The organism is Dokdonia sp. R86516 (assembly GCF_044596715.1).
In the GTDB taxonomy this organism is placed as follows: domain Bacteria; phylum Bacteroidota; class Bacteroidia; order Flavobacteriales; family Flavobacteriaceae; genus Dokdonia.
On sequence record NZ_CP138998.1, the window covers coordinates 828,859 to 846,154 of the forward strand.

Sequence of the window (17,296 nt, forward strand, 5' to 3'; positions counted from 1 at the left end):
TCAAATAAAATCGTTGAGTGCTTAATGCACTCAACGATTTAAAATTATTTATCGGGTAAGGTATAAATATCCAGAGTTATTGATAGTCTCCCCAACTGAATTCACGTATTCTAATATCCAGTAATACGTTCCTACAGGTAAGAATTTATCTTGAGATATAGTGGTTCTACCTTCTGATAATCCTATGAAAGTTTTACCATCAGATCCATATCCTTCTGCATTATATACTTCTACACCCCATCTATTAAATATTCTCAGTTTATTTTCTGGGAAATTCTCTATTCCTTGTATTCTAAATGAATCATTACGACCATCTCCATTCATAGAGATACCATTATTAAAGATAAGTCCTGAACTTTGACTTAATACAGTAACCGTAGGATCATCATCACTAGTAGTGTCTGTTACGTCATCAGAAATATCTGTGATTTCTAGACCATCATTAGTTAATCCGATTGCTAAGGCAGTATTTACAACTTCACCATTATCAACATCCTGCTGAGTTATGATATACACTGCTGTAAATGTAACTGATTCACCAGGTAGTAAACTAACTGCATCACCAATCACTTCTACCATCTCGTCTGTTACTATAACGTCATTTAAAATTACGTTACCCGTATTAACAACATCAAATGTGTAAAGAATCTGGTCACCTGCGTTTGCAAATCCATCTTGATTAAAATCTTGGAATACTCCATCCTTAGTAATCATGATATTTGGAGACTGATCTAATATAGTCACCGTAGGATCTTCAAAATCTCCATCACCATCAATGTCTACATTTGTTGTATCAGTTGGATCATCAGATTGATCTGTAATTGTATTACCTACCTGATCAGTTCCTTCTGCAGTTGCAACGTTTACAACTCCTCCAGCTTCAATATCATCTTGAGTGATTGTATATGTTCCAGTAAAAGTAGCACTTTCACTTATTGCTAATACCGCGACTGGACCTTCATTGATAACGATTAATGGATCTACTACGATTACATTAGTAAGCTCCTCGTTTCCATTATTTACAACTGTTAAAGTGTAAGTGATAGTATCACCAGCATCAACTACGTTATTACCATTTGAGTCATTTAAAACGCCCACTTTAACAAGATCTAAATTAGGTGTTGTAACCGGAGCATCATCGTTATCAATAATCGTTACATCTCCGCTTGGATCTGTGTTATCAGTGTTACCACTTGTTACTGTTCCGTCTACTGTGAAGATCTCATCTTCTTCATCAAGCATATCATCCGTAATTGGAATCACAACTTCACCAGTAGTCTCTCCAGCAGGAATTGTTACCGTTACTATAGTCTCTGTGTAATCATCCTCACCAGCTGTACCAGTTGTTGTTACAATCTCAATAACTGTATCCTCATCACTTGGGTTACTTAAGGTTACAGGAACTGTTACTTCTCCAGCATCTTCATCTACAACTACATCTTCGATTGTCACTGTTGGTGCACCATCGTTATCTGTAACTGTTACTGTTCCGCTTGGATCTGTATTATCAGTGTTACCACTTGTTACTGTTCCGTCTACTGTGAAGATCTCATCTTCTTCATCAAGCATATCATCCGTAATTGGAATCACAACTTCACCAGTAGTCTCTCCAGCAGGAATTGTTACCGTTACAATAGTCTCTGTGTAATCATCCTCACCAGCAGTACCAGTCGTAGTTACAATCTCGATAACTGTATCCTCATCACTTGGGTTACTTAAAGTAACAGGAACTGTTACTTCTCCAGCATCTTCATCTACAACTACATCTTCGATTGTCACTGTTGGTGCACCATCGTTATCTGTAACTGTTACTGTTCCGCTTGGATCTGTATTATCAGTGTTACCACTTGTTACTGTTCCGTCTACTGTGAAGATCTCATCTTCTTCATCAAGCATATCATCCGTAATTGGAATCACAACTTCACCAGTAGTCTCTCCAGCAGGAATTGTTACCGTTACAATAGTCTCTGTGTAATCATCCTCACCAGCAGTACCAGTCATAGTTACAATCTCGATAACTGTATCCTCATCACTTGGGTTACTTAAAGTAACAGGAACTGTTACTTCTCCAGCATCTTCATCTACAACTACATCTTCGATTGTCACTGTTGGTGCACCATCGTTATCTGTAACTGTTACTGTTCCACTTGGATCTGTATTGGCAGTGTTACCACTTGTTACTGTTCCATCTACTGTGAAGATCTCATCTTCTTCATCAAGCATATCATCCGTAATTGGAATCACAACTTCACCAGTAGTCTCTCCAGCAGGAATTGTTACTGTTACTATAGTCTCTGTGTAATCATCCTCACCAGCTGTACCAGTTGTTGTTACAATCTCAATAACTGTATCCTCATCACTTGGATTACTTAAAGTAACAGGAACTGTTACTTCTCCAGCATCTTCATCTACAACTACATCTTCGATTGTCACTGTTGGTGCACCATCGTTATCTGTAACTGTTACTGTTCCGCTTGGATCTGTATTATCAGTGTTACCACTTGTTACTGTTCCGTCTACTGTGAAGATCTCATCGTCCTCATCAAGCATATCATCCGTAATTGGAATCACAACTTCACCAGTAGTCTCTCCAGCAGGAATTGTTACCGTTACAATAGTCTCTGTGTAATCATCCTCACCAGCTGTACCAGTCGTAGTTACAATCTCGATAACTGTATCCTCATCACTTGGGTTACTTAAAGTAACAGGAACTGTTACTTCTCCAGCATCTTCATCTACAACTACATCTTCGATTGTCACTGTTGGTGCACCATCGTTATCTGTAACTGTTACTGTTCCGCTTGGATCTGTATTATCAGTGTTACCACTTGTTACTGTTCCGTCTACTGTGAAGATCTCATCGTCCTCATCAAGCATATCATCCGTAATTGGAATCACAACTTCACCTTCAGTCTCTCCTGCAGGAATCGTTACCGTTACAATAGTCTCTTCAAAATCATCCGCACCAGCTGTACCCGTTGTAGTTACAATCTCGATAACTGTATCCTCATCACTTGGATTACTTAAGGTTACAGGAACTGTTACTTCTCCAGCATCTTCATCTACAACTACATCTTCAATAGTTACTGTTGGAGCATCGTCGTTATCAGTAATCGTTACATCTCCACTTGGATCTGTATTATCAGTGTTACCACTTGTTACTGTTCCGTCTACTGTGAAGATCTCATCTTCCTCATCAAGCATATCATCCGTAATTGGAATCACAACTTCACCAGTAGTCTCTCCAGCAGGAATTGTTACTGTTACTATAGTCTCTGTGTAATCATCCTCACCAGCTGTACCCGTTGTAGTTACAATGTCAATCACTGTATCCTCATCACTTGGATTACTTAAGGTTACAGGAACTGTTACTTCTCCAGCATCTTCATTTACTACTACATCTTCGATAGTTACTGTTGGAGCATCGTCGTTATCAGTAATCGTTACATCTCCACTTGGATCTGTATTGGCAGTGTTACCACTTGTTACTGTTCCGTCTACTGTGAAGATCTCATCTTCTTCATCTGTAGTATCTTCTGTAATTGGTACAATTACTTCTCCTTCAGTCTCTCCTGCAGGAATTGTTACCGTTACAATAGTCTCTTCAAAATCATCCGCACCAGCTGTACCCGTTGTAGTTACAATGTCAATCACTGTATCCTCATCACTTGGGTTACTTAAAGTCACAGGAACTGTTGCTGTTCCAGCATCTTCATTTACTACTACATCTTCGATAGTTACTGTTGGAGCATCGTCGTTATCAGTAATCGTTACATCTCCACTTGGATCTGTATTGGCAGTGTTACCACTTGTTACCGTTCCATCTACTGTGAAAATCTCATCTTCTTCATCTGTAGTATCTTCTGTAATTGGTACAATTACTTCTCCTTCAGTCTCTCCTGCAGGAATTGTTACCGTTACAATAGTCTCTTCAAAATCATCCGCACCAGCAGTACCCGTTGTAGTTACAATCTCGATAACTGTATCCTCATCACTTGGGTTACTTAAGGTTACAGGAACTGTTACTTCTCCAGCATCTTCATCTACAACTACATCTTCGATTGTCACTGTTGGTGCACCATCGTTATCTGTAACTGTTACTGTTCCGCTTGGATCTGTATTATCAGTGTTACCACTTGTTACTGTTCCGTCTACTGTGAAGATCTCATCTTCTTCATCAAGCATATCATCCGTAATTGGAATCACAACTTCACCAGTAGTCTCTCCAGCAGGAATTGTTACCGTTACAATAGTCTCTGTGTAATCATCCTCACCAGCAGTACCAGTCGTAGTTACAATCTCGATAACTGTATCCTCATCACTTGGGTTACTTAAAGTAACAGGAACTGTTACTTCTCCAGCATCTTCATCTACAACTACATCTTCGATTGTCACTGTTGGTGCACCATCGTTATCTGTAACTGTTACTGTTCCGCTTGGATCTGTATTATCAGTGTTACCACTTGTTACTGTTCCGTCTACTGTGAAGATCTCATCTTCTTCATCAAGCATATCATCCGTAATTGGAATCACAACTTCACCAGTAGTCTCTCCAGCAGGAATTGTTACCGTTACAATAGTCTCTGTGTAATCATCCTCACCAGCAGTACCAGTCGTAGTTACAATCTCGATAACTGTATCCTCATCACTTGGGTTACTTAAAGTAACAGGAACTGTTACTTCTCCAGCATCTTCATCTACAACTACATCTTCGATTGTCACTGTTGGTGCACCATCGTTATCTGTAACTGTTACTGTTCCACTTGGATCTGTATTGGCAGTGTTACCACTTGTTACTGTTCCATCTACTGTGAAGATCTCATCTTCTTCATCTGTAGTATCTTCTGTAATTGGTACAATTACTTCTCCTTCAGTCTCTCCTGCAGGAATTGTTACCGTTACAATAGTCTCTTCAAAATCATCCGCACCAGCAGTACCCGTTGTAGTTACAATCTCGATAACTGTATCCTCATCACTTGGGTTAGTTAATGTTACAGGAACTGTTGCTGTTCCAGCATCTTCATTTACTACTACATCTTCGATAGTTACTGTTGGAGCATCATCGTTATCTATAATAGTTACATCTCCGCTTGGATCTGTATTGGCAGTGTTACCACTTGTTACTGTTCCATCTACTGTGAAAATCTCATCTTCTTCATCTGTAGTATCTTCTGTAATTGGTACAACTACTTCTCCTTCAGTCTCTCCAGCAGGAATTGTTACCGTTACAATAGTCTCTTCAAAATCATCCTCACCAGCAGTACCAGTCGTAGTTACAATGTCAATCACTGTATCCTCATCACTTGGGTTAGTTAATGTTACAGGAACTGTTGCTGTTCCAGCATCTTCATTTACTACTACATTTTCAATAGTTACTGTTGGAGCATCGTCGTTATCTATAATAGTTACATCTCCGCTTGGATCTGTATTGGCAGTGTTACCACTTGTTACTGTTCCATCTACTGTGAAAATCTCATCTTCTTCATCTGTAGTATCTTCTGTAATTGGTACAATTACTTCTCCTTCAGTCTCTCCTGCAGGAATTGTTACCGTTACAATAGTCTCTTCAAAATCATCCGCACCAGCTGTACCCGTTGTAGTTACAATGTCAATCACTGTATCCTCATCACTTGGGTTAGTTAAAGTCACAGGAACTGTTACTGTTCCAGCATCTTCATTTACTACTACATCTTCAATAGTTACTGTTGGAGCATCGTCGTTATCAGTAATCGTTACATCTCCACTTGGATCTGTATTGGCAGTGTTACCACTTGTTACTGTTCCATCTACTGTGAAAATCTCATCTTCTTCATCTGTAGTATCTTCTGTAATTGGTACAATTACTTCTCCTTCAGTTTCTCCTGCAGGAATTGTTAACGTTACAATAGTCTCTTCAAAATCATCCGCACCAGCTGTACCCGTTGTAGTTACAATCTCGATAACTGTATCCTCATCACTTGGGTTAGTTAAAGTCACAGGAACTGTTGCTGTTCCAGCATCTTCATTTACTACTACATCTTCGATAGTTACTGTTGGAGCATCGTCGTTATCAGTAATCGTTACATCTCCACTTGGATCTGTATTGGCAGTGTTACCACTTGTTACTGTTCCGTCTACTGTGAAGATCTCATCTTCCTCATCTGTAGTATCTTCTGTAATTGGTACAATTACTTCTCCTTCAGTTTCTCCTGCAGGAATTGTTACCGTTACAATAGTCTCTTCAAAATCATCCGCACCAGCTGTACCCGTTGTAGTTACAATGTCAATCACTGTATCCTCATCACTTGGGTTACTTAAAGTCACAGGAACTGTTGCTGTTCCAGCATCTTCATTTACTACTACATCTTCGATAGTTACTGTTGGAGCATCGTCGTTATCAGTAATCGTTACATCTCCACTTGGATCTGTATTGGCAGTGTTACCACTTGTTACCGTTCCATCTACTGTGAAAATCTCATCTTCTTCATCTGTAGTATCTTCTGTAATTGGTACAATTACTTCTCCTTCAGTCTCTCCTGCAGGAATTGTTACCGTTACAATAGTCTCTTCAAAATCATCCGCACCAGCAGTACCCGTTGTAGTTACAATCTCGATAACTGTATCCTCATCACTTGGGTTAGTTAATGTTACAGGAACTGTTGCTGTTCCAGCATCTTCATTTACTACTACATCTTCGATAGTTACTGTTGGAGCATCATCGTTATCTATAATAGTTACATCTCCGCTTGGATCTGTATTGGCAGTGTTACCACTTGTTACTGTTCCATCTACTGTGAAAATCTCATCTTCTTCATCTGTAGTATCTTCTGTAATTGGTACAATTACTTCTCCTTCAGTCTCTCCTGCAGGAATTGTTACCGTTACAATAGTCTCTTCAAAATCATCCGCACCAGCTGTACCCGTTGTAGTTACAATCTCGACAACTGTATCCTCATCACTTGGGTTAGTTAATGTTACAGGAACTGTTGCTGTTCCAGCATCTTCATTTACTACTACATCTTCGATAGTTACTGTTGGAGCATCGTCGTTATCAGTAATCGTTACATCTCCACTTGGATCTGTATTGGCAGTGTTACCACTTGTTACTGTTCCATCTACTGTGAAAATCTCATCTTCTTCATCTGTAGTATCCTCTGTAATTGGTACAATTACTTCTCCTTCAGTCTCTCCTGCAGGAATTGTTACCGTTACAATAGTCTCTTCAAAATCATCCGCACCAGCTGTACCCGTTGTAGTTACAATCTCGATAACTGTATCCTCATCACTTGGGTTAGTTAATGTTACAGGAACTGTTGCTGTTCCAGCATCTTCATTTACTACTACATTTTCAATAGTTACTGTTGGAGCATCGTCGTTATCAGTAATCGTTACATCTCCACTTGGATCTGTATTGGCAGTGTTACCACTTGTTACTGTTCCGTCTACTGTGAAAATCTCATCTTCTTCATCTGTAGTATCTTCTGTAATTGGTACAATTACTTCTCCTTCAGTCTCTCCTGCAGGAATTGTTACCGTTACAATAGTCTCTTCAAAATCATCCGCACCAGCTGTACCCGTTGTAGTTACAATGTCAATCACTGTATCCTCATCACTTGGGTTACTTAAAGTCACAGGAACTGTTGCTGTTCCAGCATCTTCATTTACTACTACATCTTCGATAGTTACTGTTGGAGCATCGTCGTTATCAGTAATCGTTACATCTCCACTTGGATCTGTATTGGCAGTGTTACCACTTGTTACCGTTCCATCTACTGTGAAAATCTCATCTTCTTCATCTGTAGTATCTTCTGTAATTGGTACAATTACTTCTCCTTCAGTCTCTCCTGCAGGAATTGTTACCGTTACAATAGTCTCTTCAAAATCATCCGCACCAGCAGTACCCGTTGTAGTTACAATCTCGATAACTGTATCCTCATCACTTGGGTTAGTTAATGTTACAGGAACTGTTGCTGTTCCAGCATCTTCATTTACTACTACATCTTCGATAGTTACTGTTGGAGCATCATCGTTATCTATAATAGTTACATCTCCGCTTGGATCTGTATTGGCAGTGTTACCACTTGTTACTGTTCCATCTACTGTGAAGATCTCATCTTCCTCATCTGTAGTATCTTCTGTAATTGGTACAATTACTTCTCCTTCAGTTTCTCCTGCAGGAATTGTTACCGTTACAATAGTCTCTTCAAAATCATCCGCGCCAGCTGTACCCGTTGTAGTTACAATCTCGATAACTGTATCCTCATCACTTGGGTTACTTAAAGTCACAGGAACTGTTGCTGTTCCAGCATCTTCATTTACTACTACATCTTCAATAGTTACTGTTGGAGCATCGTCGTTATCAGTAATCGTTACATCTCCACTTGGATCTGTATTGGCAGTGTTACCACTTGTTACTGTTCCATCTACTGTGAAGATCTCATCTTCTTCATCTGTAGTATCTTCTGTAATTGGTACAATTACTTCTCCTTCAGTCTCTCCTGCAGGAATCGTTACCGTTACAATAGTCTCTTCAAAATCATCCGCACCAGCTGTACCCGTTGTAGTTACAATCTCGATAACTGTATCCTCATCACTTGGGTTAGTTAAAGTCACAGGAACTGTTACTGTTCCAGCATCTTCATTTACTACTACATCTTCAATAGTTACTGTTGGAGCATCGTCGTTATCAGTAATCGTTACATCTCCACTTGGATCTGTATTGGCAGTGTTACCACTTGTTACCGTTCCATCTACTGTGAAAATCTCATCTTCTTCATCTGTCGTATCTTCTGTAATTGGTACAATTACTTCTCCTTCAGTTTCTCCTGCAGGAATTGTTAACGTTACAATAGTCTCTTCAAAATCATCCGCACCAGCTGTACCCGTTGTAGTTACAATCTCGATAACTGTATCCTCATCACTTGGGTTAGTTAAAGTCACAGGAACTGTTGCTGTTCCAGCATCTTCATTTACTACTACATCTTCGATAGTTACTGTTGGAGCATCGTCGTTATCAGTAATCGTTACATCTCCACTTGGATCTGTATTGGCAGTGTTACCACTTGTTACTGTTCCGTCTACTGTGAAGATCTCATCTTCCTCATCTGTAGTATCTTCTGTAATTGGTACAATTACTTCTCCTTCAGTTTCTCCTGCAGGAATTGTTACCGTTACAATAGTCTCTTCAAAATCATCCGCACCAGCTGTACCCGTTGTAGTTACAATGTCAATCACTGTATCCTCATCACTTGGGTTACTTAAAGTCACAGGAACTGTTGCTGTTCCAGCATCTTCATTTACTACTACATCTTCAATAGTTACTGTTGGAGCATCGTCGTTATCAGTAATCGTTACATCTCCACTTGGATCTGTATTGGCAGTGTTACCACTTGTTACTGTTCCGTCTACTGTGAAAATCTCATCTTCTTCATCTGTAGTATCTTCTGTAATTGGTACAATTACTTCTCCTTCAGTCTCTCCTGCAGGAATCGTTACCGTTACAATAGTCTCTTCAAAATCATCCGCACCAGCTGTACCCGTTGTAGTTACAATGTCAATCACTGTATCCTCATCACTTGGGTTAGTTAAAGTCACAGGAACTGTTGCTGTTCCAGCATCTTCATTTACTACTACATCTTCAATAGTTACTGTTGGAGCATCGTCGTTATCAGTAATCGTTACATCTCCACTTGGATCTGTATTGGCAGTGTTACCACTTGTTACCGTTCCATCTACTGTGAAAATCTCATCTTCTTCATCTGTAGTATCCTCTGTAATTGGTACAATTACTTCTCCTTCAGTCTCTCCTGCAGGAATTGTTACCGTTACAATAGTCTCTTCAAAATCATCCGCACCAGCTGTACCCGTTGTAGTTACAATCTCGATAACTGTATCCTCATCACTTGGGTTACTTAAAGTCACAGGAACTGTTACTGTTCCAGCATCTTCATTTACTACTACATCTTCAATAGTTACTGTTGGAGCATCATCGTTATCAGTAATCGTTACATCTCCACTTGGATCTGTATTGGCAGTGTTACCACTTGTTACTGTTCCATCTACTGTGAAAATCTCATCTTCTTCATCTGTCGTATCTTCTGTAATTGGTACAATTACTTCTCCTTCAGTTTCTCCTGCAGGAATTGTTACCGTTACAATAGTCTCTTCAAAATCATCCGCACCAGCTGTTCCCGTTGTAGTTACAATGTCAATCACTGTATCCTCATCACTTGGGTTAGTTAAAGTCACAGGAACTGTTGCTGTTCCAGCATCTTCATTTACTACTACATCTTCAATAGTTACTGTTGGAGCATCGTCGTTATCAGTAATCGTTACATCTCCACTTGGATCTGTATTGGCAGTGTTACCACTTGTTACCGTTCCATCTACTGTGAAAATCTCATCTTCTTCATCTGTCGTATCTTCTGTAATTGGTACAATTACTTCTCCTTCAGTTTCTCCTGCAGGAATTGTTACCGTTACAATAGTCTCTTCAAAATCATCCGCACCAGCTGTACCCGTTGTAGTTACAATCTCGATAACTGTATCCTCATCACTTGGGTTACTTAAAGTCACAGGAACTGTTGCTGTTCCAGCATCTTCATTTACTACTACATCTTCAATAGTTACTGTTGGAGCATCGTCGTTATCAGTAATCGTTACATCTCCACTTGGATCTGTATTGGCAGTGTTACCACTTGTTACTGTTCCGTCTACTGTGAAGATCTCATCTTCCTCATCTGTAGTATCTTCTGTAATTGGTACAATTACTTCTCCTTCAGTTTCTCCTGCAGGAATTGTTACCGTTACAATAGTCTCTTCAAAATCATCCGCGCCAGCTGTACCCGTTGTAGTTACAATCTCGATAACTGTATCCTCATCACTTGGGTTACTTAAAGTCACAGGAACTGTTGCTGTTCCAGCATCTTCATTTACTACTACATCTTCAATAGTTACTGTTGGAGCATCGTCGTTATCAGTAATCGTTACATCTCCACTTGGATCTGTATTGGCAGTGTTACCACTTGTTACTGTTCCATCTACTGTGAAGATCTCATCTTCTTCATCTGTAGTATCTTCTGTAATTGGTACAATTACTTCTCCTTCAGTCTCTCCTGCAGGAATCGTTACCGTTACAATAGTCTCTTCAAAATCATCCGCACCAGCTGTACCCGTTGTAGTTACAATCTCGATAACTGTATCCTCATCACTTGGGTTAGTTAAAGTCACAGGAACTGTTACTGTTCCAGCATCTTCATTTACTACTACATCTTCAATAGTTACTGTTGGAGCATCGTCGTTATCAGTAATCGTTACATCTCCACTTGGATCTGTATTGGCAGTGTTACCACTTGTTACCGTTCCATCTACTGTGAAAATCTCATCTTCTTCATCTGTCGTATCTTCTGTAATTGGTACAATTACTTCTCCTTCAGTTTCTCCTGCAGGAATTGTTAACGTTACAATAGTCTCTTCAAAATCATCCGCACCAGCTGTACCCGTTGTAGTTACAATCTCGATAACTGTATCCTCATCACTTGGGTTAGTTAAAGTCACAGGAACTGTTGCTGTTCCAGCATCTTCATTTACTACTACATCTTCGATAGTTACTGTTGGAGCATCGTCGTTATCAGTAATCGTTACATCTCCACTTGGATCTGTATTGGCAGTGTTACCACTTGTTACTGTTCCGTCTACTGTGAAGATCTCATCTTCCTCATCTGTAGTATCTTCTGTAATTGGTACAATTACTTCTCCTTCAGTTTCTCCTGCAGGAATTGTTACCGTTACAATAGTCTCTTCAAAATCATCCGCACCAGCTGTACCCGTTGTAGTTACAATGTCAATCACTGTATCCTCATCACTTGGGTTACTTAAAGTCACAGGAACTGTTGCTGTTCCAGCATCTTCATTTACTACTACATCTTCAATAGTTACTGTTGGAGCATCGTCGTTATCAGTAATCGTTACATCTCCACTTGGATCTGTATTGGCAGTGTTACCACTTGTTACTGTTCCGTCTACTGTGAAAATCTCATCTTCTTCATCTGTAGTATCTTCTGTAATTGGTACAATTACTTCTCCTTCAGTCTCTCCTGCAGGAATCGTTACCGTTACAATAGTCTCTTCAAAATCATCCGCACCAGCTGTACCCGTTGTAGTTACAATGTCAATCACTGTATCCTCATCACTTGGGTTAGTTAAAGTCACAGGAACTGTTGCTGTTCCAGCATCTTCATTTACTACTACATCTTCAATAGTTACTGTTGGAGCATCGTCGTTATCAGTAATCGTTACATCTCCACTTGGATCTGTATTGGCAGTGTTACCACTTGTTACCGTTCCATCTACTGTGAAAATCTCATCTTCTTCATCTGTAGTATCCTCTGTAATTGGTACAATTACTTCTCCTTCAGTCTCTCCTGCAGGAATTGTTACCGTTACAATAGTCTCTTCAAAATCATCCGCACCAGCTGTACCCGTTGTAGTTACAATCTCGATAACTGTATCCTCATCACTTGGGTTACTTAAAGTCACAGGAACTGTTACTGTTCCAGCATCTTCATTTACTACTACATCTTCAATAGTTACTGTTGGAGCATCATCGTTATCAGTAATCGTTACATCTCCACTTGGATCTGTATTGGCAGTGTTACCACTTGTTACTGTTCCATCTACTGTGAAAATCTCATCTTCTTCATCTGTCGTATCTTCTGTAATTGGTACAATTACTTCTCCTTCAGTTTCTCCTGCAGGAATTGTTACCGTTACAATAGTCTCTTCAAAATCATCCGCACCAGCTGTTCCCGTTGTAGTTACAATGTCAATCACTGTATCCTCATCACTTGGGTTAGTTAAAGTCACAGGAACTGTTGCTGTTCCAGCATCTTCATTTACTACTACATCTTCAATAGTTACTGTTGGAGCATCGTCGTTATCAGTAATCGTTACATCTCCACTTGGATCTGTATTGGCAGTGTTACCACTTGTTACCGTTCCATCTACTGTGAAAATCTCATCTTCTTCATCTGTCGTATCTTCTGTAATTGGTACAATTACTTCTCCTTCAGTTTCTCCTGCAGGAATTGTTACCGTTACAATAGTCTCTTCAAAATCATCCGCACCAGCTGTACCCGTTGTAGTTACAATCTCGATAACTGTATCCTCATCACTTGGGTTACTTAAAGTCACAGGAACTGTTGCTGTTCCAGCATCTTCATTTACTACTACATCTTCGATAGTTACTGTTGGAGCATCGTCGTTATCAGTAATCGTTACATCTCCACTTGGATCTGTATTGGCAGTGTTACCACTTGTTACTGTTCCGTCTACTGTGAAGATCTCATCTTCCTCATCTGTAGTATCTTCTGTAATTGGTACAATTACTTCTCCTTCAGTTTCTCCTGCAGGAATTGTTACCGTTACAATAGTCTCTTCAAAATCATCCGCACCAGCTGTTCCCGTTGTAGTTACAATGTCAATCACTGTATCCTCATCACTTGGGTTAGTTAAAGTCACAGGAACTGTTGCTGTTCCAGCATCTTCATTTACTACTACATCTTCAATAGTTACTGTTGGAGCATCGTCGTTATCAGTAATCGTTACATCTCCACTTGGATCTGTATTGGCAGTGTTACCACTTGTTACCGTTCCATCTACTGTGAAAATCTCATCTTCTTCATCTGTCGTATCTTCTGTAATTGGTACAATTACTTCTCCTTCAGTTTCTCCTGCAGGAATTGTTACCGTTACAATAGTCTCTTCAAAATCATCCGCACCAGCTGTACCCGTTGTAGTTACAATCTCGATAACTGTATCCTCATCACTTGGGTTACTTAAAGTCACAGGAACTGTTGCTGTTCCAGCATCTTCATTTACTACTACATCTTCAATAGTTACTGTTGGAGCATCGTCGTTATCAGTAATCGTTACATCTCCACTTGGATCTGTATTGGCAGTGTTACCACTTGTTACTGTTCCGTCTACTGTGAAGATCTCATCTTCCTCATCTGTAGTATCTTCTGTAATTGGTACAATTACTTCTCCTTCAGTTTCTCCTGCAGGAATTGTTACCGTTACAATAGTCTCTTCAAAATCATCCGCGCCAGCTGTACCCGTTGTAGTTACAATCTCGATAACTGTATCCTCATCACTTGGGTTACTTAAAGTCACAGGAACTGTTGCTGTTCCAGCATCTTCATTTACTACTACATCTTCAATAGTTACTGTTGGAGCATCGTCGTTATCAGTAATCGTTACATCTCCACTTGGATCTGTATTGGCAGTGTTACCACTTGTTACTGTTCCATCTACTGTGAAGATCTCATCTTCTTCATCTGTAGTATCTTCTGTAATTGGTACAATTACTTCTCCTTCAGTCTCTCCTGCAGGAATCGTTACCGTTACAATAGTCTCTTCAAAATCATCCGCACCAGCTGTACCCGTTGTAGTTACAATCTCGATAACTGTATCCTCATCACTTGGGTTAGTTAAAGTCACAGGAACTGTTACTGTTCCAGCATCTTCATTTACTACTACATCTTCAATAGTTACTGTTGGAGCATCATCGTTATCTGTAATCGTTCCTGTAGCAGCTACTCCACCAACAGTAAGATCATAAACTTCAGCTTCTTCATCAATAGCATCGTCAGTTGTTGGCACTGTTACTGTAAAATCAGTAACTCCAGCAGGAACTGTAATTGTACCATCATTATTTAACACAACACCGTTAGTGAATTCTGCATCCGTTGGTAGCGTGTAATCCTCATCCTCAGTACTGTCATTTGAAATAACAAATGGATATACTTCAGCATCTGCACTCTCTGTAACTACTACATCGTGTACTAATGAAGCACCTTCTAATTCTTCTTCCGTTGATACCGATACTACACCAGCATCATCGTTATCTGTAATCGTTCCTGTAGCAGCTACTCCACCAACAGTAAGATCATAAACTTCAGCTTCTTCATCAATAGCATCGTCAGTTGTTGGTACTGTTACTGTAAAATCAGTAACTCCAGCAGGAACTGTAATCGTACCATCATTATTTAATACAACACCGTTAGTGAATTCTGCATCCGTTGGTAGCGTGTAATCCTCATCCTCAGTACTGTCATTTGAAATAACAAATGGATATACTTCAGCATCTGCGCTCTCTACAACTACTACATCGTGTACTAATGAAGTACCTTCTAATTCTTCTTCCGTTGATACCGATACTACACCAGCATCATCGTTATCTGTAATCGTTCCTGTAGCAGCTACTCCACCAACAGTAAGATCATAAACTTCAGCTTCTTCATCAATAGCATCGTCAGTTGTTGGCACTGTTACTGTAAAATCAGTAACTCCAGCAGGAACTGTAATTGTACCATCATTATTTAACACAACACCGTTAGTGAATTCTGCATCCGTTGGTAGCGTGTAATCCTCATCCTCAGTACTGTCATTTGAAATAACAAATGGATATACTTCAGCAACAATACTCTCAGTAACAACAACATCATGCACTAATGCAGTACCTTCCAGTTCTTCTTCTGTTGACACTGATACAACTCCAGGAGTATCATCATTAGTAATAGTCCCCACTCCAGTATTTGCTGCTGGATTGATTGTTCCGCTAGATACACTAGCTATACTAACCGAAAATTGCTCATTATTTTCAATCTTATCATCTCCATTTATAGTAACAGGAAATACTCCACTTGTCTGTCCGGCTGGTATAACCACTGTTAAGACTGTAGGAGCCACATAATCTGCATCACCGAGTGTACCTGTACCATTAGAAACCGTAAAAGTCACTGTTGTATTTACATCTGCTGGCGCACCTAAAGTCACAGGGAAATTTGCAACAACCGTCGAACCATCATCACCTTCAACTACCGTTACATCACCAACACTTACCAATATAGAATCAAAGAAATCATTTTCTTGAGAAGATTCGAAGTTAGTAATCGCAACATTGATGATATTATCATTACCCGCATCCACATCACTTAGTGACACAGTACCAGACAAATCTGTCTCTGTTATGGTAAAATTACCATTACCAGAAACTGTAAAACTATACTGACCATTTGCATCTGTCGTAGTCGTCTGAGTTGAATCACCCGTAAGATTAACAGCAACACCTGCTCTTGGAGCACCGTCTACAAAAACTTGACCACAAATAATAGGATTAGTAAGGAGTACAGACTCTTCAGGACTGTATTCCACATCTTCAAATAATAAAGAAAACTGTCTGTCTTCAAAACCTAAACCTCCATTATAACCATCCTTACTTATTGTATATTCAATAGAAGAAAACGAGTTATAATATCCTGTAAATGAATAAGAATCATCTACATTAATACCATTCACAATTCCAGACCCATTAGACTCACCTATAATTTGCGTAGGTGTCTGCGTGATGTTTATTTGAGAATTAGCTCCATTTGTATAGTAGGCATCAGGAATTTCCAACTTAACTCTCTCAACATCCCCAGCAATATTACTATCTAGGTCCAATGCCGTAAGATATACCGATACTGCCTGGCTAATATTAGTATTTGCTACTACAAAATTGAATGTAAAGACAACCTCTTGACCATTAACTCCAGGATCTCCCTCAATTACCGGCTGAAAGGCTCTATCAAAACCACCTACAGCTCCAGTTGTAGCATCAAGGTTATCTATACTACTAATAGAAGCTCCATTAATAAATGCATCTACAGAGACCAAACAGTCTATACCTGCTGATACATCATTAAATCTAAAGATATCCCCTACCTCAATAACAGCAGGTAAACCAGCCTCAGATTCTACTGTAGCGTTTGCTCCAATGAAATCTGCAGATGTTAACACAATAGGATCATCATCACACGATCTTGGAACAGATTGAGCGTGAATGTTTCCACTAAGAAATAATCCTCCGAAGGTTATCAGAAGGATAACAATTACATTATTAAAATGTTTAAGAGTAAATTTTATCATATACTATAAATAGCTGAAAGCCTAAGCTTTCTGTTTTAGTTGCAATTAATGGGGTGTAACTATAAAAACCAATACAAAAATACAATGGACTTAAAAAACGAATTTCAGAACCACGCATCTTCACCGAAAATTCGACTAAAGAGACAAATAATTCGATGTTATACACAGCTTATAAACAATTAAAAACTCAAACAACACATTTCCTCCTATGTACGCAATAGATAGCGCTTAGGTTTTGGAAAAATTGAATAATTCAATTTTTATAAATCTCTGAACACCAGTGTAGATAAGGGATAATCGGCATTTGGCCGAAAAAATCTATCACTAAACAGGATCCAAAAAGTTT

Annotated in this window: 1 protein-coding gene; it reads right to left on the reverse strand. The window is 39.4% G+C overall.

Features of this window, described 5'->3' with window-relative positions; all coding sequences use genetic code 11:
• Nucleotides 1–48: 48 nt before the first annotated feature.
• Complete coding sequence (locus SJY23_RS03820) at nt 49–16,950, reverse strand: Calx-beta domain-containing protein (RefSeq protein WP_396597512.1); 16,902 nt, start codon at nt 16,948–16,950, stop codon at nt 49–51.
• Nucleotides 16,951–17,296: the final 346 nt, after the last annotated feature.